This window comes from Shewanella sp. (assembly GCF_041630135.1).
GTDB lineage: Bacteria > Pseudomonadota > Gammaproteobacteria > Enterobacterales > Shewanellaceae > Shewanella.
The window spans coordinates 1-22,809 of record NZ_JBFKLW010000065.1; the positions used below are offsets into that span (position 1 = coordinate 1).

The window sequence follows — 22,809 nt, forward strand, 5'->3', positions numbered from 1 at the left end:
CCGGTTGACCTGAGCTTTGCTTTCCAGCCCGAACCGATTAAGCCAGTTGTGTTCAAGCTGTCTATCCCAGTCAGGATAAAAGCTGGCATGCAGCGCCAGCGCGCGCTCAACACTGAAACCCTCGTAGCCAAAATGCTGCTGGGGCACATAGCCGATACGGGCCTTTTGATTCGCGCCCAGCTGAGAGGCAGGCACGCCCAGGGTGAGCAGGTCGCCCTCATCGGCGACCACCAACCCCAGGATGGCGCGCATCAGGGTGGACTTACCTGCGCCGTTTTCCCCCAGCAGTCCCATCACCATGCCGGGTTCCAGGGTCAGGTCGATGCCATCCAGCGCCAACTTGGTGTCAAAGCGCTTTTTCAGTCCGCGAACCTCTAATAAGGGTCCTTCTTTCATCATATCCATGGTCGTCAGGGCCTCATTGCCACATGTCTTTAAGCAGGGTTTCAAGTTCTTGGTGTGTCATACCCAGCTGCCGCGCCTCATTGATGATTTCTTTGAGTTTGGGGCCAAGCAGCTCGGCGCTTGAGGTGGGCTGCGCGCCGCCTCGGGCAGCAACCCGGGTCGCCTGACCACGCCGCCGCTCCAGATAGCCCTGATCCACCAACTGCTGGATGGCGCGGGATACCGTCATCGGGTTCACCGCCAGAGCCTCGGCAATCTGGCGCACAGAAGGCAGCACATCCTCCTCAGCCAATTGGCCTGAGATGATGAGCCTGACTATCTGCTCGTGCAGCTGACGATAAATAGGATCGCCACTGGAGGGGTTGACATTGAGAAGTTCTAACATTAGCCTTGAATCACTGTATTAATACATTGATACACCGATACACTATAAACTAACACACTCGGTCAGGATTTCAAAAAGGAAAAGGTCATATGAAAGCAAGGATTTTTCGCCAAGGTGTGCTCAAGCTGTCTCCGCTTGCCGGTGCCACCTTGCTCGCCCTGGCTGCGGCCTCACTGCCCAGCCTCGCGATAGATACCAATATGCTGGACAAAGAGCTGGATGGTTCGCCACAAAGCTGCTACCTGAGCGGGATTTCCGACAGAGTTCGCTGCGGCTTTGTAAAAGTGCCGGAAAACCCTTCCCAGCCTGAGGGCAAGCAAATTGAAGTGCACTATGCCGTATTGCCGGCCATCAAACCAAGCTTCCCCAATGAGGCCTTTCTGGCCATTGCCGGTGGACCGGGGCAGTCAGCCATCGACAATGCGGCCGGCTTCGAGCGCATGTTCCAGAAGGTGCGCCAAACCCGCGACATTTTATTGATAGATCAACGAGGCACCGGCCGCTCTAACCTGTTGCAGTGCGAACAGGGCTTAATAGACATGCTGGCCTATAACGATGAGTCGGTAGATATTAAAGTCGAAGCGCAAAAGTGTCTCGATGCACAAACATCAGACATCACCCAATACGGCAGCCTGACTGCTCTGGGCGACTTTGAAGCTGTGCGCAAGGCTTTGGGGTATCAGAAGCTGCATATCTACGGCGTATCCTATGGCAGTCGTATGGCGCAGCTGTACCTAAAGCAGCACCCGGACAGCGTCGCTACCACGGTACTGGATGGCGTCGTGCCCATGCAGCAAAGCGTGATTGCCATCGGCGAAGCCATCGACCGGGCGGTTGATCTGATGCTGCAGGACTGTGGCAACACACCTGCCTGTCAGAAGCAATTTCCACACCTCGGCGCCGAACTTGCCAGCGTACATGAACGCCTGAGCCAGGCACCTGTAGAGACAAGGGTGCAACACCCGCTCACCGGCGAAATCCAGCCTTTTCTGCTGACCCGCAGCAAGTTTGCCGGTGTAGTGCGGCTGGCACTCTATTCTGCCAACACCCGCGCATTGCTGCCCTACGCCATTCATCAGGCGGCCAATCACAATTATCAAGCCATTCTTGGTCTCTATGGCATGACGGTTGGCAGTTTGGATTTGGCGGGTGGCATGCACAACTCTGTCGTCTGCGGTGAAGATATGCACCGCATCGACCCGGCGATGAAGGCCAGACTCGACGCCAGCTACTACGGCAGCCAGATGTTTAATGGCCTGGCTGAGGCATGCGCCATTTGGCAAGTCCCTGAGGTGCCCGCCGACTTCGCCGAGGGCGTCAGCAGCGATAAACCGGTACTGCTGCTTTCCGGCGAACTTGATCCCGCCACCCCACCAGGCTGGGCAGAGATTGCCAAAGAACACCTGAGTAACTCACTGCATCTGGTAGCGCCTTACTCAGGCCACGGCATTGCACGTGAGTCCTGCGTGGCTGGCATAGTGGCCGAGTTTGTATCCGAAGCATCTGTAAAAGAACTCGACAGCGCCTGTGTAACCAAAGACATTCGCCGTGGCTTTTACCTCAATGCCAGCACAGTCGAACCTCTGCCAGCGGCGGCCAACAGCGCCCAGACCCAGGAGTAACGGAGAACATCATGATTAAAGTTAACGGATTATATAAAAAAATCGGTCAGGTTCAGGCACTGAGCAACTTAAGCTTTGAGGCCCGTGACGGCGAAATCACCGGCCTGCTTGGCCCCAATGGCGCGGGAAAAACCACCTGCCTGCGGACTGTATTCGGGTTGCTGAAGTCCGATGAAGGCGTTGCCGAAATCGATGGTATCGACGTGGCCAAAAATCCCATAGCCGCCAAACAGGCTCTTGGCCTGTTTCCTGATCCCTTCGGGCTTTACGAGCGCCTCACCCCAAGGGAATACATTCGCTTTTTTGCCGAGCTGTCAGGCATGAATGGGGCCACGGCCAAGGAAGCCACCGCCCGGGTACTGACCCAGCTGAAAATGGATGAGATTGCCGACCGCCGCTGCAAGGGTTTTTCTCAGGGACAAAGAATGAAAACCGCACTGGCACAGGCCATTGTTCATCAGCCACGCAATATTATCCTCGATGAGCCCACCCGCGGGCTGGACGTCATGAGCACCCGGATTCTCAGGGATATGCTCAAAGACCTGCGTGCTCAGGGGCATTGCGTGCTGTTCTCCAGCCACGTGATGCAGGAAGTCGCAGCCCTCTGTGACCGGGTAATTGTGATGGCCCGAGGTCAGGTAGTTGCCGTGGGCAGCCCTGCCGAACTCTGTGCACAAACCGGCCATGAATCACTGGAAGAAGCGTTTATTCAACTAATTGGAACCGACGAGGGGATCGCAGCATGAAACGGATATTAACTATGCTTCGCAAGGAGCTGCTGGATGCTGCCCGTGACAAGCGTTCTGTGATGGCAGGTCTCTACTACGCCATAGGTACACCACTGATTATGTGCGGCCTGTTTATGGTGCTAATCAATCAACTGTCCAGTCCGGATGATTTATTTATCAGAATCGACAATGCCGACAAAGCCAGAGATTTGGTGCATTACCTGGAAAGCAAGGGCATAAGCCACAGTGACGATGAAACCAAAGCCAAAAAAATTAGCCTGATTATCAGCGAGGAGTACCCGACGCAGATGGCCAGCGGCGAGGGTGCACTGGTAACTGTGGTTGCCGATAATTCTGACGACAAATTGCAAAAATCTATCCGCCGCCTGGAAGCTCAGCTGAAATACTACAGCGCCGAGATGGGCAGTCTGCGTCTGATCGCCCGCGGTATCGATCCAAGAGTGGTGCAGCCGCTGAAGGTAGAAGTACAGGATGAGGCCACCGCCGACTCCAAGGGCGGGATGATTTTAGGCCTGGCGATTTTTACCATGATTTACGCGGTGTTTATCTCCGGCATGAACCTTGCCATCGACACCAGTGCCGGCGAGCGTGAACGCAACAGTCTGGCGCTGCTGCTCAGCCATCCCATCAGCACCCGCGAACTGGTGTGGTCGAAAATTTTGGCGGTCACCGGCTTTGCCATGCTGGGCGTGGTACTCATTCTTATCGTGTCAAAATTTGCCTACACCCAGGTACCCTGGCACGAATTGGGCTTTGCCATCAACCTCGACCCCGGCTTTATGCTGCTGATGTTACTGGTGGCTCTGCCTATTGCCTTGCTGGCAGCGAGCCTGGAGTTGGCGGTGTCCTTCATGGCGAAAACCTTTAAGGAAGCTCAGTCGTATCTCACCATGGTGCTGTTTGTGCCACTGATGCTGGTGATGGCCAGCACCTATCAGATTGCGCCGGACATCATGGCCTGGGTTCCGCTGGCGGGCCAGCAACAGGCGCTGATGGAAGTCGTCAAAGGCAAGGAACTGCCATTGATACAGCTGCTGGCTACCTCTGCCACTACACTGGCAATAGCTCTTGGTCTGGCGCTGTTTATGGAAAGGTCACTTAAAAGCGAGAAAGTGGTTTTCGGACTCTGACAATAAGCTGTAAACACCACAACCGGGGCGAGCCTGTTCGCCCCGGCATCACACAGGGCTGCAACCAACCACCCGGGAGATACTGTTATGGACAAACTGACCGCCGTTACCCTTATCATGAGCGCTGCTTTTGCCTCCCAGGTGGCAATCAGCTACTTCAGAACCCGCCCTGAAAGCCGCAAAACAGATGAACGCCTGGCAAAGGAAAATGCGGAATTAAAAGCCCGCGTCGCCACTCTCGAGGCCTTAGTCACAGACCCTGGCTATGAACTGAAACAAAAAATATCCCGGCTCTGAGCCACCTCCTTCGCGGGGAACAGCAATATGCGCAACATCATCTGCCGTATATCAGGTGCGGTAGCGCCGGGGATTGCCATCGGTTTTTGCCTTGGCGTAGCGATGGACAGCTACATCAACGGACTGGCGTTTGCCGTTCCTCTGGCACTGCTTCGATTACACAGCCTTAAAATTCAAAGCAAAAATTAATAAAGTTCTTTATTTCAACAACTTAATCGATAATCGCATCTCAAAATCTTAAATTTAAAAAACCCTTGAAAAAATGAGGTTTAGCGCCATATTTATAGATAGAGGGAAGCGATTCCCTCCCTCGTTGAAGCGAGTCAGGATTGGCGCCTGTAAGGAGGAAACTATGAAACTGCGTCCCTGGAATCCTGCTGAAGCTTTTGACGACATGCTGCGCCGGTTAGAGCCCATGGTGCATTGGTCTGGTCCTATGTTAACAGGCCATCGCAGCTGGTTACCTGCGACCGACATCAGTGAAAATGCCGAAAGCTATCAGCTGAAAGTCGAACTGCCGGAGATCCAAAAAGACGATATAGAGCTGGCCATAGAGGATGGCTATCTGGTTCTGTCCGGTGAACGCAAGTACGAGCACACCGACGATAAGCAGCACCTGAGTGAGCGGTTCCATGGGCAATTTACCCGCCGCTTCCAGTTGCCAGATAACGTTGACGAAACTGCCATTAACGCCCGATTCGACAACGGCATGCTATATCTGCTGCTGCCAAAGACAGAGCAGAAAAAACAACGCTGCCAACGGATAGATATCCACTAGAATCCCAGGCTTTGGCACCGGGGAAAGCGCCGCATTGCGGCGCTTTTTTTGCTGAAAATCAATATGCATCTTAAGTGTAATCAACTACAAACTGCTTTCCTGCCCATCCATTGCCAACAAGCCCTTGTCCTGCTCCCTGGTAAGCGGATAGATGGTTTTGATCCGGCACTTGAATTGTGGCTCACGGGCAGTAAACACAGAATCAAAACCCGCCTGCAAACTGCTGGACAGACTCTGATCAAGCATCAATGCCTGCGCAAATCCCAAAGAAGGACAGCGCGAATCCAACTCCACCAAATAGGGCTTACCCGGACTGGTTCGCAGAATGAGATGCTTCTCCCCCAAACTGGCCCAGCTATCGAGTCGGAAGGTATTCACCTTTTTCACGCTCTGCAGTTGCCACTGACTGATGGACTCATTTACCTTCAGTTCCCACTCATCGCGGCTGAGGCGATTACTTGAACAGGCCAGCAGTAACACAGACAAACACACCACAGTGATAGATTGAAACACGCTTTTCATCAGGCATCTCCTTTGGGAAACCCAGCTTTTGTCAGTCATTGAGTGTAGCGCCAACACAGGCGGGTTACAGTTAGCCAAAAGTGTCAATTTGCATCATCCACCCGTTCAGGAAAACTGTGGCAAAATGTACCATCACATTCAGATTGAGAGACTTTGACATGCTTACGCTGGAAACGCCGCAGCAACTGGCAGGCGCACTCAAACAACATCAGGGACTGTTGCTGTTGATTGGCGGGAAGGACTGCGGTGTATGTCAGGCGCTCAAGCCCAGAATCTCCCAGTTGCTTGAGACGGAATTTCCTGCCATGCAGCTTGCGTATGTCGACTGCCAGGCCGGTGGAGAGGCGCTTTGCGCACAGCTGGGGGTATTTGCACTGCCCGGTATCCGGGTGTATTTCCAGGGGGATAGTTTTGGCGAACTGGCGAAGGTATTTTCAATCGCCGATATCAGACAACTGCTGACCCGGCCCTACTCGATTTGCTTTGGCTGAGGGATGGTCACCGCCGGGCTAAATAAGGCTGTCACAGCTCCGGCGGCAGTATCCTCTTTCACCACTCAATCCCTCGCGGTCAGCTCAAACACAACGGCAGACTGTTGCAGCAGGGTATTCACGGTTTTCACGCTGGGGTAGCTCACTTCCAATTCGTTGCCATCAAACGCCAGCTCACGGCTGTGTTCCAGACGGATATCACTTTGGATTTCGGTCAGATTTTGCTGACGCATCTGGCTCATACCTTTGTCGATGTCTTCCAGCAGTTGTTGGTCAGCCAATGCCACAGGGGCGGTCAGGATCAGGCTGAAGGCGGCAAACAGGGCTTTGGCGTTACGGCTTACTGTGTTCATGGTGTTGCTCCTTGATTGATTTGATTGATTTGGTTGTCCGTCACTGTGGGACAACCTGACTAAATCAACTCTTGTGCCAAAGTTTCAACATCATGTTTTAAATAGACTTTATTTAAAACCAGCTTTAAGCGGACACTTTCGCAACTTGTCTGCCCCTGCCCGCGGACACTTTATGCTGTCCGTCCGGACAGACGAACAGACGGACAGCCTGCCAACGCTTGAAATCCGGCCACTCGCCTCCATGTCTATGTTCTAAGCAATGGAATGAATCACACAAAAGGAGCCCTGATGGCGCATTGGTCGCTGACAGGCTTTGTTGTACTAATGCTGGCAGCATTGCCCTGGCTGATGTGGCGGCTTTACCGCTGGGCGCGCAATATGCCCAAGGGCGCCTATCTGTTTATGGCGTTTTTTCTGCTGATTTCGCTGTTCCCCATTCCCACCGAGTCATTCAAGCAACTGGATGAAGCCAAGCAGGAGCAGCGCAAGAACAAGGCCACACCTGACGGGGGTGATGACGATGACAGCGACCAAGAACCAGGCTCCCGCAACCAGCTGTAGTACCAATAAAAACAGCGATAACGATGCTAATAAAAAAACCGCCTTGCGGCGGTTTTTTTCAGGCCAGAGACAACTATGCCTTGGCGGCCAGCCTCGCCAGTTGGCGGTCGTGCCAGCGGCTCAAACTGAGCAGTGCCACTATTGCGCCCAGCAGGGCAAACCCCATGTCGGACTGAGTATCCCAAACATAGCCCTGGGTGCCCAAAAACGCCTCGGCGCCTTCGCCGGTGGCTATCGCTACCCACCACTCAATCAGCTCGTAAAAGGCGCTGAAAGCCAAACAGAAACACACCACAAAGAAGTTACACCAATGGCCCTTTTTCATCACGCCCAAACGCAGCACCAACTCACGGGCAATCATCGCCGGAATAAAGCCCTGCGCGAAGTGGCCAAGCTTATCGTAGTTGTTACGCTCCCAGCCCATGGGCTCCTTCAGCCAATCAAACAGCGGCACTTCGGCATAGGTGTAATGGCCGCCCACCATCAGAATCACGCAGTGGATCAGAATAAGGGCGTACACCAGCGACGTCAGCGGGAAACGCCGCTCGGTTGCGGCAAGCACAGCAAAACCAATCAGTGCCGGCACCACTTCCAAAAACCAGGTGAAGCGGTCGAAGGGGCCAATCGCCGACCAGATAAACACCGCCAAAAACACCCCGAGCCAAAGTAATCTGCCCATGCCATTACCCTAATATTTTCAATAGACTCAGGCAGTTTACCCGCGAATGGCGTTGCTGTCGCCGTTGATGCCAAAGGTCAATCCAGGCGCTTACTGAATTTGAGCGTGGCGATAATAATGCCCACCACCGAAAACCCGATAAGCCACAGGGCATCAAACCCAAGCTGCATCACCTCGGCATCCCGCAATATAATCGCCCGCGACATCCGCATAAAGTGGGTAGCGGGCAGTGCCTCGGCAATCCACTGCGCCGGAACCGGCATGGCCTCATAGGGGAACATAAAGCCCGACAGCAATATCGATGGCAGCAGGATAAATACCGTCATCTGCATCGCCTGCAACTGGGTGCGGGCGATGGTGGAAATAACCAGCCCCAGGGTGAGGCTTGCCAGAATAAACAGCATGGCCGCCAGCGCCAACGAGTCGAGCCCACCGCGCACCGGCACCTTAAAGATAAGATGACCGGCGCCGAGGATAATGCCCACCTGAATAAAGCCCACCAGCACATAGGGCAGAATTTTACCCAGCATCAGCTCCAGCGGCCGCACCGGAGTGGTGATTAAAAACTCCATATTGCCCTGCTCGCGCTCGCGCACTATGGCGGCCGAGGTAAAAAGCACCATGGTCATGGTCAAAATCACCCCCAACAGCCCCGGCACTATGTTCACCACGGTGCGCTGCTCTGGGTTGAAGTAGTTGACCACCTCGAGGCTTGGCACAGTGTCGGTTACCGGCCTGCCGAGCACTTCGGCAAGTGGCATAGCGCGCAGCGAGCGGATGGCGCTGGCAACCACGGTATCCGAGCCATCCACCAGCCATTGGCCCACGGGGGCGGCGAAATAGCTGCCACTGGCGTGAAGCTCACGCTGACTTTGGGGATGGCGCGCCAGACGCTCACCAAAGTCTGCGGGCAGCACCAACACCGCCTTCACCTTACCGGCGGTAATGGCGGCTTCGGCTTCGGGCACCGAGTGATAAACAGCCACAAAATCCACCACCTGGGTCGCACTCACCGCCTGCACCATGGCGCGGGACTCAGAGGTGGCGCTCAAATCCAGCACACCGGCAGGCAGATGACGGGCGTCGGTGTTAATGGCGTAGCCAAACAACATCAACTGCACCAGCGGGATCATCACTATCATGCCAAAGGTCATACGGTCGCGGGAAAGCTGACGCAGCTCTTTGATTAAAATGGCAAAGACTCTAAGCCACATGCTGACCTCCCGTCCGCTCGCCGGTGCAGGTAACAAACACATCCTCAAGGCTTGGTCGCACTTCATCCATAGGGCGGTTACCGCTTGAGGCCTGAAGCCAGCGGATAGGGTCGCTGACGCTGCTACTGACCAGCACCCGTAGCCGACTGCCAATCTGCGCTGCCGACAACACCTCAGGTTTGACGATAAGTTGTTGCTTAAGTGCACGCAGCTCATCGCCGCCCACTTCCACCACCCGGGCGCCCATGGCCTGCATCAGCGCCTTGGGCGAACCATCGGCACGCTTGATACCGCGTTCGAGGATCGCCAGGCCATGGCAGCGCTCGGCCTCGTCCATATAGTGGGTCGATACCAGAATGGTGCAGCCCTGGGCGCAGAGGTCAAACAGCCGCTCCCAGAACTCGCGGCGGTTTTCCGGGTCAACCGCCGAGGTGGGTTCATCGAGAAACAGCAGCTCCGGCTGATGAATAGTGGCCGCCGCCAGCGCCAGGCGCTGCTTTTGGCCGCCGCTCATGGAGCCCGCCATCTGCCCTTCACGGCCGCTGAGGGCGTAAAGGCTCAGCAGCTCATCGATTCGTGTGTGTGCCCGCGCGCCCTTGAGGCCATAAATGCGCGCCACAAAGCGCAGGTTCTCCAGCACGGTCAGGTTCTCGTAGAGGGAGAATTTTTGAGTCATATAGCCGATGCGCGAGCGCAGTCGCTCCTCGGCGCCGGGCAGGGTTTCACCCAAGACCCGGATATCGCCGGCGCTTGGCCGCAAAAGGCCGGTCAGCATCCGAATCGAGGTGGACTTGCCGCAGCCGTTGGGGCCAAGAAAGCCGTAAATACTGCCTTTGGGAATGGCTAAATCCACCCCATCGACGGCGGCGAGCTCACCGAAACGCTTGCTCATACCGCGGGTTTCGATGGCAAACTCACTCATGCTTGCCCCCATTCAGCACCACTTCGACCGCAAGGCCGGTGGCCAGGGTACTGCCTTGGGGCAGGTCGATATCGGTGAGGTACATCAGCCGCGCCCGGTCACGCTCGTTGAGGGCGTAAAAGGGCGTAAAGGCCGGTTCGGCGCGAATGCGGCGCACCTTTGCTTTAATAACCCTCTCCGAACTTGTATCGACCGGATTATCCACCCGCACCCCAACCTCAGAGCCGGGAAGCAAATTACTGAGGGCGGGGGCAGGCAGATAGGCACGCACATAAGGCTTATCCAGTGCCAACAGGCCAACCAGCTGGCTGCCCTGAGTCACCCTGTCGCCCTCGCGCCAGGGCAAGAGTTCCACCACGGCGTCGCGGGCGGCGTAGAGTTTCAGGTCACCAAGCTGCTTTTCGGCCAATGCCAGCTGCGCCCGCGCAGCCTCCACCGCAGCTTCGGCCTGCAGCAACTGTTCGCTGCGGGTACCGGCAATCAGCTCTTTCAGGACTTCCGAGGCGCGTTTTTGCTCCGCCAGTGCCCGGTCCCGGGCGGCAATAGCCTTGTCCATATCGGCCTGGGTCAATACCTTCTCCCGCACCAGTTTGCGGGTGCGCTGAAACTGTGCCTCGGCCTCGGTCACACTGGCATTGGCGCCATCGACACTGGCCTTGGCCTGCGCCAGCTCTTCATCGCGGGCGCCCTTGGTGAGTTCGCTGAGGCGGGCATCGGCCCCGGCAAGATTGGCCCTGGCAAGTGCCACCTGCGCCTCGGCGCCGCGGCTGTCGAGCTCAAGGAGCAAGGTACCCGCCTTGACCTCATCCCCTTCTTTTACGGGGATGCTGACAATCAGCTCCGATACTGGCGCGGTCAGCGTGAGGCGGTCGCGCTCTACGGTGCCGTAAATCACATCATCGCTGTCGTTACAGCCGCCAAGAACAAACAACATCAGGATTGCAGGCGCGGCAAATAATCGGGATTTCATTGAGCATCTCCGGTTTGAATTTGAGTGTGAGTCGGTGCAACCAGAATGCCCTGACTCAGTACCTTGATATGGTGAGACACCAGCTGTTGCAGACCGTCCGGGGACTGCGAGAGTCCAAGAGATTGAAACAATGCCGGTGGCGCTATCATGGGAAAAACCATCAGACTGACCAGACTCAGGCGCGCCAGTTGCGGGTCGATATCGGGGCGCAGCGCCCCTGTGGCCACCAGCGATTGCATCAGCCAACGGTGCGACAGCTTAAGCACGTCGCCAAACACCAGCATCAGCAGCCGAAACGACTCACTTTGCGGCCCCTCATGCAGGGTGCTGAAGATGAGTCTTGGCAGGCCGGGATGGGCACCGATAGCGCTGTAATAGGTTTGCATCAGCACAGCCAAATCCTGAGGGGCGCCCTGCTGCGACAAGACCTTAAAGCGCTCAAGCACGGGGGACAGGGTTTCGCGCACCATATGCTCAAACAGCCCCGACTTGCCGCCGAAATAGTAGCGGATCATGGCGGCATCCACCTCGGCCCGGCGGGCAATCTCGCGGGTCGATACCCCTTGATAGCCAAGGGCGATAAAGGCTTCCCGCGCCGCATCAATTAATCTTGCGCGGGCATCGCTGTCGCCACTGGGGCGGCCTTTACCCAAGCGTGTTTTACCTGCCGAGCGTTTACTGGCCATGACCTTTCCCTGAATTCCTCACATGATGAAAATACTAGGAGAAAGCGCCCAACAATGGCAGTATCAAAATTCTCCAAATCTGTGGAGAATGAGGAATTTCCGGTTATTGGAAACAGGATCAAACAGCAGGAGCAAGGATGGCGATTGAAGATTTTGCCATGTATCTGGTGATTGCAGCTGGGGGCATAGAGATGAAGCTGCATCGCGACTTATACAAACACATCCAAAGGCAATACCCCCATATCTAGCATCAGGCCTACAGTTATAACCGCCGGCCCGGTACGCCGGTTCGCAGCGATTATATCCGAGCCATGCTGAAGGATGGCGAGCTGGCAACCAATGACGACCCTGAGTTACGGCAACACCGGCAGCGACGTCGCTGGTTATATGCCTTGGTGGCCATGTATTTTGGCCTGTGGCTGCTGCGCTTTGTATAAATCGCTTACCCAAAAGTTCAAGCGCTTACACCCCTGAGCCTTGTGACGCTTCTGCTTCCAGGGTTGGTGCCGCCGAGGCCAGCACCAGCAGGTCACCTCCACCGGTGTGCAGCACGTTTTCGGTAAGCCACCAATAAAAACGTCTCTTTAATCTGTGTGGGGGAGATTGCGGGTTCAGGGAGACGCGGGGCAACAGCCATTGCGGGAGCGGAAACGTTCGCGATAGGCCTTGGGTGTCAGGCTGGTGTGCTGTACAAAAAGTTTGCGAAACGAACTCACATCTTCATAACCAAGCTGCGGCACTATGGCCTCAAGCCCCAGTTCGGTTCCTTCCAGCAACTGTTTGGCTCGGTCAATACGCAGCTTTTGAATGTAACTTACCGGGGTTTCGTGCAGCGCGGCCTTAAAGCGGCGGATCAGGGTGCGCTTGCCCATGGCAAACCGGTCTGCAAGGGTATCGAGTCCGATGGACGACTCCAGATTGTCGGCAATCCACTGCTGAATCCGCGCCACTTCGGGGTCGGGATGCAACTGGATCTGCGGCGCCTGCTCCATAAACACCCGCTGGGATGCGCGGTTGGGGTCAATAAGGAATAGCTTGGCCATGGCCGATGCAAACCGCACATCCACCAGCCGCGCCAGTATCGCCAGCCCAAGGCTGTAACTGGCGGTTGAGGCACCAGCGGTAATAAACTGGCCGTCCTCCACAATCAGCCCATCCAGGGTTAGTTCCACCGCGGGAAAGTGCTTGCCAAACAGCGCTGCCAACCACCAGGCGGTGGTGGCCCTGTGGCCATCGAGCAGACCACTGCCGGCCAGCAGCAAACTGCCCGCGCAGGCCGAGCCTATTACCGCCTTGCGGGCAGCCACGGCCTCCAGCCAGGGCACAAATACCGCAAAGGCATCGAGGTTTTGATGCAGCCCCAGCCCATCGAGAATTAGAGGCGCTGTCACCACCACGGCATCTGGCAAAGGCTGCTGCCCTGTGACGTCCAATCCTGCCTCTCCAACCGTTGGCAGGGCATTCACCGCCTGCGTGTCAACGGCGACACCATCCTGCCCAATCCAGCCACCGGCCGCGGAGTAAAGCGATATCTCAAACCGGGGCAATCCGGTAAGGCCCATCTTCTCAATGTAGGTGTTGGCATGCCGGAACAAATCCATCAAGGCAGTAACACTGCTCATAACGGGTTGCTCAGGTACCAGGATGGCCAATTTGATACGGGAACCAGGCATGTCACTATTAACCTTAAATGTGTCAATAACGACACTTTAAGCCAGCTTGATGACTTTTTAAACTGTTTTTACGGCAATGTACACCGTGCAGTGAATGAGGAAGGAAACATGAAACACCTGCTGCGAATCCGTGCCCTACCCGGGCTCGCCTATCTGGGGCTGAGTTGGTTTTTACTGCTGTGGTTGAATTTTGAGTTACCGGCTTCGCCCATAGTGCACTTTTTAGTACTGCCGGTACTTATGCTGATGAGCGGCCTGGGAGCCGCGCTTGTGTGGCAACGAGGATGTCGCTGTGACTAAAGGGCCTTGGCCATGTTGTCAAGCTGCCTGATAATCCGCAGCAGCTTGTCATCGACTTTCAATCCAGACTCCAAGTGGGTCACACTCTCATCCAGTTTGCGCAAAATGGTGGCAGTGATCCATTCCTCCTGCTCTTCCGACAGCCCCATGGAAAGAAAGCCGGTTTGAATGTCCATCATCAGATCATTCATGATTTGCATATTCTTTTGCTTATAACCGGTTTGAAACTCCTGAATTTCATGTAGCGTGATCCGGGATTCATCCACGGTTTCCATCATCATGGTCATGCGCTGTTCGGTGGCATTGGAGTCCGATTTGACCCTGAGATTCAAGTCATTGGCCGCCTCCATTAAAATAAACAGGTAATCACGCAGTTCCCCTACCCGCTCTGGCTTATCAGGCAAGTTCTTAACCAACATCACCACGGATTCATAATGCAGGATCAAACGGTTTCCCTTTTCCAGAAACCGGCAATTAAGCTCAGCCGTTCTGTCCATCAACATTTGCTCCAGAGGCTGTACCCCTCCCAGCGAAGCTGCGTAAAAAGGATTGTCATTAACGCCCACAATGCGACTGCACACCTGTATCCCGTACTGGCTGCTGGCCTCGCAAATGCTCTGCACCAGAGATTGAGCATCCCTAAGCTTGGTGGAAGCCCGCAAGAAGTTTACGATAACACTGATATCGGCGGCGCTGCCCATGGCTGCCATCACCATGGCAGTGGCCTCCTTTTTTTCACGATCCAGTTTTTGCTGTTGATTCACCTGCTTCAGAGTCAAATTGACTTTACGTTCGAGTACCTCTGGATCAAAGGGCTTAGTGATATAGTCCTGCCCGCCGACAGCAAAACCTTTGAGGATCTCATCTGTTTCAGTATGAGCAGACACAAAAATGACCGGCAGCTGAGGATATAACACTTTAAGCTGCTCACAGACCTGATAACCATTCAGTGGCACCATAAAAACATCCAACAGCACCAAGTCAGGCAATGACTCACCCAGCATAGACAACCCTTGTTCGCCCGAGGTCGCTACTTTGATGGAATAACGATCATGGAGTGTTTCCATCAAAATTCGAAGCTCGCTGGGTGAATCGTCAACCAGCAACAACCTGGGCTTTTCATTCATTTAGCGGCCTCACTAACATACGACAAATTGACGCCTTGGCACCTTGCATATCAAACGCGTCAAACTGCTTGATAAAAAGTATAAAATCACCTTGAAACACCCCTGGAACCTGTGCGTGGCGCAACGCCATAAACTCGGCGTCCGCCGCAGCAAAATCACTTTCAATTATGTGCCGCAAACGCACAAGACGCCGCCTCAATTCAGAAGCTGTAATGCAGAAAGTCTCTTGTTGTTCGGTTCGAGCCAATAATTGCGCCAGCGTCGGGGATAGCTCATCCCATGCAGCTATACATTCATGTATAAGCACGGCCTGAATGGGAAAATCACCATGTTTGACTTGTGCCTCCACCGCAGCCGCAGCCTGGACCAGACGCAATGCTCCGATGTTAGCCGCAGCTCCTTTGAGGGTATGGCATAACATCAACAACGCCTGCCGATCGTCATTTTCTGCCAACGAGTGAAGCTGTTCTTGCAGATCCTGATATTGTTCGTGAAAGGCTGCGAGTATGGCATGAAGTAAACTGCAATTACCGCCCATCCGTTCCAATGCATCCCGCAACTCCAACCCCGGAGTCACTTCATTGCCGACATTCATTGAGTATCTCTCCAATCTAACGCCAGACAAAAGACGCTATATGCACATCATCAAGAGCACAGCACTGTACCGTTTAAAAAGTATAGACAGCGCGCAGACCATCAGAATAATTTGTTGCGATTCATTCTCATCATTTGACTGCTGGCGCTGGTCTTGCCATCAAATCATTGTTAAGTTGAGGCGTTTTATAATGATTGACCAACAACGAAAAGGACGTCTCCATGACCATCATCCATAAAAAGCGCCTAAGCGGCATTGCCACAGCGCTGATTCTTACCTTGGGAACCCTTGGGCCCATTCAGGCCTACGCCGACATTCAAAAAGTCACCGAGGTGGAAGGCATCAGCGAATACCGCCTCGATAACGGCCTCAAGGTACTGCTGTTCCCCGATCCAACCAAGGAAACCGTGACCGTTAACGTGACCTATCACGTCGGCTCCAAGCACGAAAACTACGGCGAAACCGGTATGGCGCACCTGCTGGAGCACCTGGTGTTCAAGGGCAGCCCCAAGCACAAAGATATTCCGGCCGAACTGAGCAGCCACGGCGCCCGCCCCAACGGCACCACCTGGACCGACCGTACCAACTACTTTGAAACCTTCGCCGCCACCGAAGAAAACATCGACTGGGCACTGTCGATGGAGTCAGACCGCATGGTCAACTCCTTCATCGCCAAGAAGGATCTCGACAGCGAGATGACAGTGGTGCGCAATGAGTTTGAACGGGGCGAAAACAGCCCATTCCGCATTACATTGCAGCGCATGCTGGGCTCCGCCTTCGAATGGCACAACTACGGCAAAACCACCATTGGTGCCCGCTCAGATCTGGAGAATGTCTCCATCGAGCGGCTGCAGGACTTCTATCGCAAGTATTACCAGCCGGACAACGCTACCCTGATTGTGGCGGGTAAGTTCGAACCCAAGGAGATGCTGACCAAGATAGAAAATACTTTCGGCGCCATCCCCAAGCCAAACCGCACCATAGAGCCGCTGTATACCATTGAGCCAGCGCAGGACGGTGAACGTCAGGTCACAGTGCGCCGCGTGGGTGATGTACAGCTGCTGGGCACCATTTACCACGTGCCACCGGGAGCCCACGAAGACTTCGCCGCCATTGATGTGCTGGGTGAAGTACTGTCAGCTACCCCCAATGGTCGCCTGCACAAATCACTGGTGGAAAACAAGCTGGCCACCTCTGTGTTTGGCATGAACTTCCAGTGGCAGGATCCGGGCGTCGCCATCTTCCTCGCCGAGCTGGATAAACGTGCCGACATCGACAAGGCTCAGGCCGCAATGCTGCAGACTCTGGAGTCGGTAAACACGACGCCGATTACCGATAAAGAAGTGGAAATCGCCAAGCAGACCCTGCTGAAAAATCTAACTCTGGCATTCAACTCTTCCGAGCGCATCGCGCTGGAGCTGTCTGAGTGGCTGGGCATGGGTGACTGGCGTCTGCTATTCCTCAATCGCGATCGCCTCGAGCAGGTGACTGCCGCCGATGTGCAGCGCGCCGCGGAATACTACTTCACCCAGAACAACCGCACCCTAGGTCGCTTTATTCCCACCGATAAGCCTGCACGGGTGGAAATCCCGCTGGTAGCCGATGTGGATGCCCTGGTGAAGGACTACAAGGGCCGCGAGCAAGTGGCGCAGGGCGAAGCCTTCGACCCATCCCATGGCAATATCGATGAGCGCACTGAAACACTGACCCTGGAGTCCGGCACCGAAGTATCGCTGCTGGCTAAAAAGACCCGTGGCGAAGCCGTAGTTGTGCGTCTTTCCGGTCAATTTGGCGATCTGCGCAGCCTCACCGGCAAGAACGCCGTGGGCGAGGCCGTAGGTGATATGCTGATGCGCGGCTCAGGCAAATACAGCCGTGAACAGATCAAAGAAGAGCTGGATAAACTACAGGCCAGCGTCAGTGTGGGCGCCAACAACGGCAACCTGTTTGTGTCGCTGGAAACCACCAAAGCCAACCTACAACCTGTGTTGGCCATCATCACAGATGTGCTGCGTAACCCAAGCTTCCCTGAAAAGGAGTTCGACCTCTATAAGGACGAAGTGAAGGTTGCCATTGAGCAGAATCTGCAGGATCCCCAGTCGCTGGCATTCAATGCGTTAAATCGCCATCAGGCGCCTTATGGCAAAGATGATCCGCGCTACACCGGCAGCTTCGAAGAGCAACTGGCCGAACTGGACAAGCTGACTTTAAAGCAGGTGAAGCGTTACCACGCCGACTTCTTCAACAGCAAGCAGATGCAGGTTGCAGTGATAGGTGACTTCGACAAAGACGCTACCCTGGCATCACTTAAGAGCCTCACCGATGGCTGGAAGAGCAAGCAGAGCTATCAGCGCATTCCATCGCCCTACGTGAAGCTGGATAACAAGCCTGTGGTGTTCAACACCCCTGACAAGGAAAACGCTACCTTCGTTGCCTCCATGAGCGTACCCGTAGGCGATATGAGCGCCGATGCACCCGCCATGGTGCTGAGTAACTACATCCTTGGCGGCGGCTTCTTAAGCTCGCGTCTGGCCACCCGCCTGCGTCAGCAGGACGGCCTGAGCTATGGCGCCGGTTCCTTCTTCTCCATGAACAGCGAAGATGAGCGCGCGGCTTTGGCCGCCTATGCCATCTGCGCGCCACAAAACCTCGCCAAGGTGGAAATGGGCTTCAAGGAAGAAATCGCCCGCCTGCTGAAAGACGGCTTTACCGCAGAAGAAGTAGAAGCGGCCAAGTCCGGTCTGCTGCAAGGCCGCAAGGTCAGTCGCTCCCAGGACAAGGAGCTGGTACGCACCCTGGCTGGCAACCTCAAGCTGGATCGCACCATGAACTTCGATAAGGCCTTCGAAGACAAGCTGGCCGCCCTCACCGCCGAGGACCTGAACAAGGCCTTCCGCAAGTATGTGAAGGTGGACGACTTCGCCCTGATCCGCGCCGGCGATCAAAGCAAAGTAGAGTAACCTCGCAGCATCAAACAAAACAGGCCGCAACTGCGGCCTGTTTTTTTGCGACACGCCTGGTGCTGGCGGTGGCAAGGGTAGTCCCCCAGTCTCGCCCCACAAAAATCAAACAGTTATCATTAAGCTACGAATTTGAACATATCAAACAATGACTTGATAGAAAACAATTGCCACTTGCCCGAGCAGGGTTGTCGCCGTAACTTATAAGTAGATAAAACTTCATGAGGTAAAGGGATGATCAAGCAAGTAGGGGGCACCGCCATCAAACCAAAACACATTGCCAGTTGTCACTGCGGCGCCGTGGTACTGGAACTCAGTTTGCCCGACGGGATTGTCAAACCGCGCCGCTGCAACTGCTCCCTGTGTCGCCGCCGTGGTGCCATTAATGCCAGTGTGCCCCTCGCCGGCCTTCATATCCTCAAAGGGCAGGATACTCTGCGCCAGTACCAATTCAACACCCACACCGCCAGACACTTCTTTTGCGGCCATTGCGGAATTTACACCCACCACCAGCGCCGCTCCAATCCCGCTGAATTCGGCTATAACGTTGGTTGCCTCGAGGGGGTCGATCCCTTCTTGCTGGGGGAGGTGCCCGTGTGCGATGGCGTGAACCATCCCTCTGAACGCCACAATCTGTGCCAGAGAGACTGACTCAAACCAGTGGCACTATGCCGGCATTCAGATCTAAAGCGGTCATTTACAGCACATCAAGGGCTTTGCCATGCGCAATCAGGCGGCACAGTAGGCGATGGCACCACTGCTTGACTAATTACGGCTACAGGGGATGGCACCCAGGGTAGTCAGCAGGGCGAGAACCGGCACCTTTACCGCCGGCGCCGGGCTGGGTTTCACCGAGATAAAGGCTGGCAGCAAATTTCTTTCCAACGAGATGAGAGCGGCCGAGGAGAAAGGCTGCCGCAACCAAACCTTGGCTACATATCACAAGACTTCAAAGGTTTACGCAGCTGTGCCCGTACGTTATCCATGCCGGAGTAAAACTCCTTCATCATCAGCAGCCCCATCAGGTTACCGTTGTCGGTGATGATAAGATCCTCTGGATTGGCCGGGTCGTTTTTCAACGCGCCAATCAGCTTCATGGCGGTCATTTCTTTAAACAGCGCAGTATCGAGGTTCACCCCAAAGGTCTCGCGAAAATACTGGCGCGACAGGCGGCCGGAGAATAAACCCAGCAGGAAGCGGTACTGCATGATGGCCTTGGTGTCGTAGCGCTTTTGCTGCTCGACGCTCATCTTGCCCGCCTCGATGCGCTCCTGATACTTGCGCAGCGAGAAGGTGTTCACGTACAGGGTATCGCCAAGGAAGCTGAACGAGCCCGAGCCAACGCCAAGATACTCATCATAATCAATCACATACTCGTCAAACCCCTCGTCATTGGCCTTACCGAATGCCCAGCTCGACAGCTGGTTGTACTGGCCGCGTAAACTGGTGAGGATTTGGCGGTACTGCCGGGTCAGATCCGCCTGGGGCGCCGCCAGCGTGCCCTTCACGCTCTTGCGGGTCTGGTGGGTGATCATCAGCGGATAAGTGGTGATTTGCCGGGGGTCGAGGCGGCGCGCCATGTCGAGATCGCGCTGAATAATCTCTTCGCTCTGGCCACGGAAGCCAAAAATCAAATCCACATTGATAATCGGAAACAGCTCCTTGGCCGCCTGAATACGGTCGAAGGTTTGCAGCCCCGAGCCAAACTTCTCGAACCTATCGGTCATCTTTAAGATGCCATCATCAAAGCTCTGTACCCCGATGGACATGCGGTCCACCAAGCCCTTGAGCTGACGAAACTCGGGGCTGGCCAGATGGCGCGGGTCTGACTCGCAGGACACTTCCTTAATCGACGGAAACAGCAGCCTGGCATGCTCAATGGTGCGGGCCAGCTCATCCTCCAGCACTGTGGTGGTGCCGCCACCGATATACATGGACTCAAAATCGTAGCCAAGTTCTTTGGCCATAGTCATTTCTTTACGCAGCGAGATGAAATAGGCGCGCGCCTTATCCTCTTTAAAGGTAAAGCGGTGAAAAGTGCAGTAAGAACAAAGGGTATGGCAAAAAGGCACATGGGCGTACAGCATGTACTTTTTGCCCGGCACAGGCGCGGGCATGGTATCGACCGACAGGGTATCGAGCCGCAGATTGCGGTCGACATAGAAATTCATCACCCGCTCAGCCGTACTCAGCAGCCAGTCAGGCAAACTGATATCGACACGGGCCTCGGCGGCCTTGGAGATGGCTAGGGTGCTGCTGTTGCTGGTCATAGGGCTTCCTGTCAAAGATCATTCGAAATGGATCTTTTTGATAATCAAAAAGAAGATTCCGAAACTGCGTCCCTAAGACTACCCCCTTTGATATAGGCAAAACGTGAGCTGTTACGGATTTGCCCAAGCTACCAGAGTCCACCAACGGTTTTTGTTAAGCAGCGCATATTTTAGCCATGCTGAATACACGGTTTGTTTATTCAACGCTCACAACACCGAAACAAACGCAATGGATTGTGACTCGGTATTTGCAAGGTGGTTTGCCGGCGCAACCTCGGGCTGCGCCCGCCATCGCGTTGTTACGACTGGTGAGTCTCACCCGACACCCACACCCGGGCCGCGCAAACCGTTTTAAAATCCAGACTCTCGTACAGTCGCAAACCCGCTGGTGTTGCGCCGAGAAAGAAACGGCTGATACCGCTATTGCGTGCATGTACCATAGCAGTGGATAGCAGCCGCCGGCCAATTCCGCCGCGCTGTCGTGCAGCTATGGTCCCCATTGCCCAAATACCGCATGTGTCGCCATGGTAAGTTAAAGTCACACTTCCCACTGGTTCGCCATTGAAGCGGGCGATAAACACATCGGTCGCCGGCGTAGCGAACAGGGACGGAGGAAAAGCCCGAAGGACGGTTGCTTCTGGCATACCGTACGCGGAGGCTGCGACGGCTGCGCTTGCTTTCGCATCGGCAGGGCTTTGTGCTCTGGCGACGATGATTTCAGAATTGCCTGAAGGCTCCAGCAGCAGATCGTCCCGCACCATAATCGGGAAGTCCACCGCGTAGATAAGGCCCAAATTCGCCGCAAGCTCATCAATCGCCTCTCCTGCTTCAGGAAAGACCATCACCAGAAAAGGAAGATTGCGCGTAAGGCACGAATTCACCATGTCGCGAAATTGTTGATGGTCTGCACCAGCGCCAACCACCAACATATTCAGGTCTGCGACCGGTTCGTTCGACAACACCAACTGCAAACCCGGGCGGGCAGCGGCTTCATACTGTGCCGCCTGGCTTAGAAACCTAGTGAGGGCGTCATTCGTGAGCCCCCGTAATACTGATTCGGTAAGAGGCTTGGATTCTGTGGTCATAGCTGATGGCCTTCGGTTCATTTTGGTGGGATATCAGAAAAACCATAGCGCTTGTTACTACTTCCAGCCAATGAAACCCCCAGGCTCACCCAACCGAGCACTTATATAGACGCCAGAATAAGAGCGCGGCGGCAATAAGGCTCCCCCTTGGCGGCTTAGGAGCACATCCATTGGAAAGCTGTCCGGTGTTGTCACTAAAGACCAAAGTACCAGAGCACTGCCAGACCGATAGACACAGTAGTGATAAAGTGCAGGGCCGTTTTACTGTATATACCTTCCTTATAAAACCAGCACAGCAGTAGGGAGTAGAATGAAATCTGGGCACCTATCACTGTATTGCGTTCCGGTATTTCAGCCGGAGCATACACAATACACAGGATGAGAAATAAGGGGATCAATTCCCTTAGCTTAAGCCTCGAGACAGAAGCGGAGGACATTGCTTCCAGCTGAAGTTTTTCCTCTGTGGTCAGCGGTTCTTTACGTAAATCATCGGTGGAAACTTCAAATACCGAGGCTAACGCCGCCAGAGTCTCGATGGAGGTGACGCCGCTTTTTTCTACTCTTTGTATTGTTCTCAGGCTCACATTACAAAGCGCAGCAAGATGCTGCTGGGTCCAGTTTTTACTTGTTCGTAAACTGCGTATTTCTTCGTTGTTCAGGATAACGTCCATATTCTTATAACCGCTTCAATTACTTGAGTCTGTGTCGATAAATTTAGCAAAATCAATTAAATTTGAATACGACATCCTTGTGACGTCATATGCCACTCGGCTGCCACTGTGTGTTTAGGGTCTATGCCAATGAGTCCCGGTGAGCCGAAAAATCTGCCCGTTTCTTTCGCCTCGGCTTCGCTATACATTGAAAAAAAGAAGAAAAAGCGGGACATCCAAAACTCTTATGCGCTCTGAAAGCGCATCTTCACCACACAAAAAATACCTTCTGACGCAACGGTTAATCACCTTGTATAAGGGCGAGCTTTCATTATCCTGTAACTGGCGATGGGCAGTGGCTATGATAAACCTCGACTGGTCTAAA

General features: G+C 54.6%; 28 protein-coding genes and 1 pseudogene. 12 read left to right on the top strand and 17 right to left on the bottom strand.

Going from position 1 to position 22,809, the window contains the following annotated elements; all coding sequences use genetic code 11:
- Both ABYK60_RS15300 and ABYK60_RS15305 read right to left on the bottom strand, forming a co-directional pair.
- Positions 1–399 (bottom strand): ATP-binding cassette domain-containing protein (locus ABYK60_RS15300; protein WP_372872888.1); only part of this gene is annotated, 399 nt, incomplete at its 3' end.
- Positions 400–418: 19 nt separating this feature from the next.
- Entirely contained in the window at positions 419–790 is a 372-nt protein-coding gene (locus tag ABYK60_RS15305; protein ID WP_372872889.1) for a GntR family transcriptional regulator, read from the bottom strand.
- An 89-nt stretch (positions 791–879) separates the two neighbouring features.
- Between ABYK60_RS15305 and ABYK60_RS15310 the strand changes: the two genes are divergently transcribed.
- The 6 genes from ABYK60_RS15310 to ABYK60_RS15335 all read left to right on the top strand — a co-directional run bounded on the left by ABYK60_RS15310 (position 880) and on the right by ABYK60_RS15335 (position 5,366).
- Positions 880–2,412: an alpha/beta hydrolase gene (locus ABYK60_RS15310; RefSeq protein ID WP_372872890.1), complete on the top strand. Its 1,533-nt coding sequence runs from the start codon at positions 880–882 to the stop codon at positions 2,410–2,412.
- 11 nt (positions 2,413–2,423) lie between these two features.
- On the top strand, positions 2,424–3,158 hold the full coding sequence (locus ABYK60_RS15315; RefSeq protein WP_372872891.1) for an ATP-binding cassette domain-containing protein: 735 nt from the start codon (positions 2,424–2,426) through the stop codon (positions 3,156–3,158).
- Positions 3,155–4,291, top strand: coding sequence for an ABC transporter permease (locus ABYK60_RS15320; RefSeq protein WP_372872892.1), 1,137 nt, complete (start codon positions 3,155–3,157; stop codon positions 4,289–4,291). The genes ABYK60_RS15315 and ABYK60_RS15320 overlap by 4 nt, the downstream gene beginning before the upstream one ends.
- A gap of 87 nt (positions 4,292–4,378) precedes the next feature.
- On the top strand, positions 4,379–4,588 hold the full coding sequence (locus tag ABYK60_RS15325) for a hypothetical protein (protein ID WP_372872893.1): 210 nt from the start codon (positions 4,379–4,381) through the stop codon (positions 4,586–4,588).
- A 27-nt stretch (positions 4,589–4,615) separates the two neighbouring features.
- Positions 4,616–4,777, top strand: coding sequence for a hypothetical protein (locus ABYK60_RS15330; protein WP_372872894.1), 162 nt, complete (start codon positions 4,616–4,618; stop codon positions 4,775–4,777).
- A gap of 163 nt (positions 4,778–4,940) precedes the next feature.
- Positions 4,941–5,366, top strand: a complete 426-nt coding sequence (locus tag ABYK60_RS15335) for an Hsp20/alpha crystallin family protein (protein WP_372872895.1) — start codon at positions 4,941–4,943, stop codon at positions 5,364–5,366.
- Between the two features lie 84 nt (positions 5,367–5,450).
- On the opposite strand, the gene ABYK60_RS15340 is transcribed toward ABYK60_RS15335, so the two are convergent.
- Positions 5,451–5,888, bottom strand: coding sequence for a DUF6491 family protein (locus tag ABYK60_RS15340; protein ID WP_372872896.1), 438 nt, complete (start codon positions 5,886–5,888; stop codon positions 5,451–5,453).
- Between the two features lie 116 nt (positions 5,889–6,004).
- Between ABYK60_RS15340 and ABYK60_RS15345 the strand changes: the two genes are divergently transcribed.
- A complete protein-coding gene (locus ABYK60_RS15345) occupies positions 6,005–6,379 on the top strand; it encodes a thioredoxin family protein (RefSeq protein ID WP_372872897.1) in 375 nt (124 codons plus the stop codon).
- 65 nt (positions 6,380–6,444) lie between these two features.
- On the opposite strand, the gene ABYK60_RS15350 is transcribed toward ABYK60_RS15345, so the two are convergent.
- On the bottom strand, positions 6,445–6,732 hold the full coding sequence (locus ABYK60_RS15350) for a hypothetical protein (protein ID WP_372872898.1): 288 nt from the start codon (positions 6,730–6,732) through the stop codon (positions 6,445–6,447).
- A gap of 288 nt (positions 6,733–7,020) precedes the next feature.
- On the opposite strand from ABYK60_RS15350, the gene ABYK60_RS15355 reads away from it, so the two are divergent.
- Positions 7,021–7,293, top strand: coding sequence for a hypothetical protein (locus ABYK60_RS15355; protein WP_372872899.1), 273 nt, complete (start codon positions 7,021–7,023; stop codon positions 7,291–7,293).
- A gap of 73 nt (positions 7,294–7,366) precedes the next feature.
- On the opposite strand, the gene ABYK60_RS15360 is transcribed toward ABYK60_RS15355, so the two are convergent.
- The 5 genes from ABYK60_RS15360 to ABYK60_RS15380 all read right to left on the bottom strand — a co-directional run bounded on the left by ABYK60_RS15360 (position 7,367) and on the right by ABYK60_RS15380 (position 11,764).
- Positions 7,367–7,972 (bottom strand): DUF2238 domain-containing protein, encoded by a 606-nt coding sequence (locus ABYK60_RS15360; RefSeq protein ID WP_372872900.1) that lies wholly within the window; start codon positions 7,970–7,972, stop codon positions 7,367–7,369.
- A 77-nt stretch (positions 7,973–8,049) separates the two neighbouring features.
- Positions 8,050–9,186, bottom strand: coding sequence for an ABC transporter permease (locus tag ABYK60_RS15365; RefSeq protein ID WP_372872901.1), 1,137 nt, complete (start codon positions 9,184–9,186; stop codon positions 8,050–8,052).
- Positions 9,176–10,108 (bottom strand): ATP-binding cassette domain-containing protein, encoded by a 933-nt coding sequence (locus ABYK60_RS15370; protein ID WP_372872902.1) that lies wholly within the window; start codon positions 10,106–10,108, stop codon positions 9,176–9,178. The genes ABYK60_RS15365 and ABYK60_RS15370 overlap by 11 nt, the downstream gene beginning before the upstream one ends.
- The gene (locus ABYK60_RS15375) at positions 10,101–11,078 is read right to left on the bottom strand and encodes an HlyD family secretion protein (protein ID WP_372872903.1); all 978 of its coding nucleotides are present in this window, start codon (positions 11,076–11,078) and stop codon (positions 10,101–10,103) included. The genes ABYK60_RS15370 and ABYK60_RS15375 overlap by 8 nt, the downstream gene beginning before the upstream one ends.
- A complete protein-coding gene (locus ABYK60_RS15380) occupies positions 11,075–11,764 on the bottom strand; it encodes a TetR/AcrR family transcriptional regulator (protein ID WP_372872904.1) in 690 nt (229 codons plus the stop codon). Before ABYK60_RS15380 ends, ABYK60_RS15375 begins: the two co-directional genes overlap by 4 nt.
- 311 nt (positions 11,765–12,075) lie before the next feature.
- Between ABYK60_RS15380 and ABYK60_RS15385 the strand changes: the two genes are divergently transcribed.
- On the top strand, positions 12,076–12,201 hold the full coding sequence (locus ABYK60_RS15385) for a hypothetical protein (RefSeq protein ID WP_372872905.1): 126 nt from the start codon (positions 12,076–12,078) through the stop codon (positions 12,199–12,201).
- Between the two features lie 25 nt (positions 12,202–12,226).
- Here ABYK60_RS15385 and ABYK60_RS15390 read toward each other — a convergent pair whose 3' ends face one another.
- The gene (locus tag ABYK60_RS15390; protein WP_372872906.1) at positions 12,227–12,394 is read right to left on the bottom strand and encodes a hypothetical protein; all 168 of its coding nucleotides are present in this window, start codon (positions 12,392–12,394) and stop codon (positions 12,227–12,229) included.
- Positions 12,376–13,386 (bottom strand): GlxA family transcriptional regulator, encoded by a 1,011-nt coding sequence (locus ABYK60_RS15395; protein WP_372872907.1) that lies wholly within the window; start codon positions 13,384–13,386, stop codon positions 12,376–12,378. The genes ABYK60_RS15390 and ABYK60_RS15395 overlap by 19 nt, the downstream gene beginning before the upstream one ends.
- A 159-nt stretch (positions 13,387–13,545) precedes the next feature.
- On the opposite strand from ABYK60_RS15395, the gene ABYK60_RS15400 reads away from it, so the two are divergent.
- Positions 13,546–13,737 (top strand): hypothetical protein, encoded by a 192-nt coding sequence (locus tag ABYK60_RS15400; protein ID WP_372872908.1) that lies wholly within the window; start codon positions 13,546–13,548, stop codon positions 13,735–13,737.
- On the opposite strand, the gene ABYK60_RS15405 is transcribed toward ABYK60_RS15400, so the two are convergent.
- Together ABYK60_RS15405 and ABYK60_RS15410 are read right to left on the bottom strand one after the other, a co-directional pair.
- On the bottom strand, positions 13,734–14,864 hold the full coding sequence (locus ABYK60_RS15405) for a response regulator (RefSeq protein WP_372872909.1): 1,131 nt from the start codon (positions 14,862–14,864) through the stop codon (positions 13,734–13,736). The genes ABYK60_RS15400 and ABYK60_RS15405 overlap by 4 nt on opposite strands.
- Positions 14,857–15,459 (bottom strand): Hpt domain-containing protein, encoded by a 603-nt coding sequence (locus ABYK60_RS15410; RefSeq protein ID WP_372872910.1) that lies wholly within the window; start codon positions 15,457–15,459, stop codon positions 14,857–14,859. The genes ABYK60_RS15405 and ABYK60_RS15410 overlap by 8 nt, the downstream gene beginning before the upstream one ends.
- A gap of 221 nt (positions 15,460–15,680) precedes the next feature.
- Between ABYK60_RS15410 and ABYK60_RS15415 the strand changes: the two genes are divergently transcribed.
- Positions 15,681–18,419 carry a M16 family metallopeptidase gene (locus tag ABYK60_RS15415; RefSeq protein WP_372872911.1) on the top strand — a complete coding sequence of 913 codons (2,739 nt, stop codon included), beginning with the start codon at positions 15,681–15,683 and terminating at the stop codon, positions 18,417–18,419.
- Between the two features lie 234 nt (positions 18,420–18,653).
- On the top strand, positions 18,654–19,070 hold the full coding sequence (locus ABYK60_RS15420) for a GFA family protein (protein ID WP_372872912.1): 417 nt from the start codon (positions 18,654–18,656) through the stop codon (positions 19,068–19,070).
- A 281-nt stretch (positions 19,071–19,351) separates the two neighbouring features.
- Here the strand turns inward: ABYK60_RS15420 and ABYK60_RS15425 are convergent, their stop codons facing one another.
- The 4 genes and pseudogenes from ABYK60_RS15425 to ABYK60_RS15440 form a co-directional block, all read right to left on the bottom strand.
- A complete protein-coding gene (locus tag ABYK60_RS15425) occupies positions 19,352–20,689 on the bottom strand; it encodes a coproporphyrinogen III oxidase family protein (RefSeq protein WP_372872913.1) in 1,338 nt (445 codons plus the stop codon).
- A gap of 299 nt (positions 20,690–20,988) precedes the next feature.
- Positions 20,989–21,774, bottom strand: a complete 786-nt coding sequence (locus ABYK60_RS15430; protein ID WP_372872914.1) for a GNAT family N-acetyltransferase — start codon at positions 21,772–21,774, stop codon at positions 20,989–20,991.
- Positions 21,775–21,968: 194 nt separating this feature from the next.
- Positions 21,969–22,445 carry a helix-turn-helix domain-containing protein gene (locus tag ABYK60_RS15435; protein ID WP_372872915.1) on the bottom strand — a complete coding sequence of 159 codons (477 nt, stop codon included), beginning with the start codon at positions 22,443–22,445 and terminating at the stop codon, positions 21,969–21,971.
- Positions 22,446–22,673: 228 nt separating this feature from the next.
- Positions 22,674–22,787 (bottom strand): annotated as a pseudogene (locus ABYK60_RS15440) (alpha-amylase family glycosyl hydrolase); the annotation flags it as partial.
- Between the last annotated feature and the right edge of the window lie 22 nt (positions 22,788–22,809).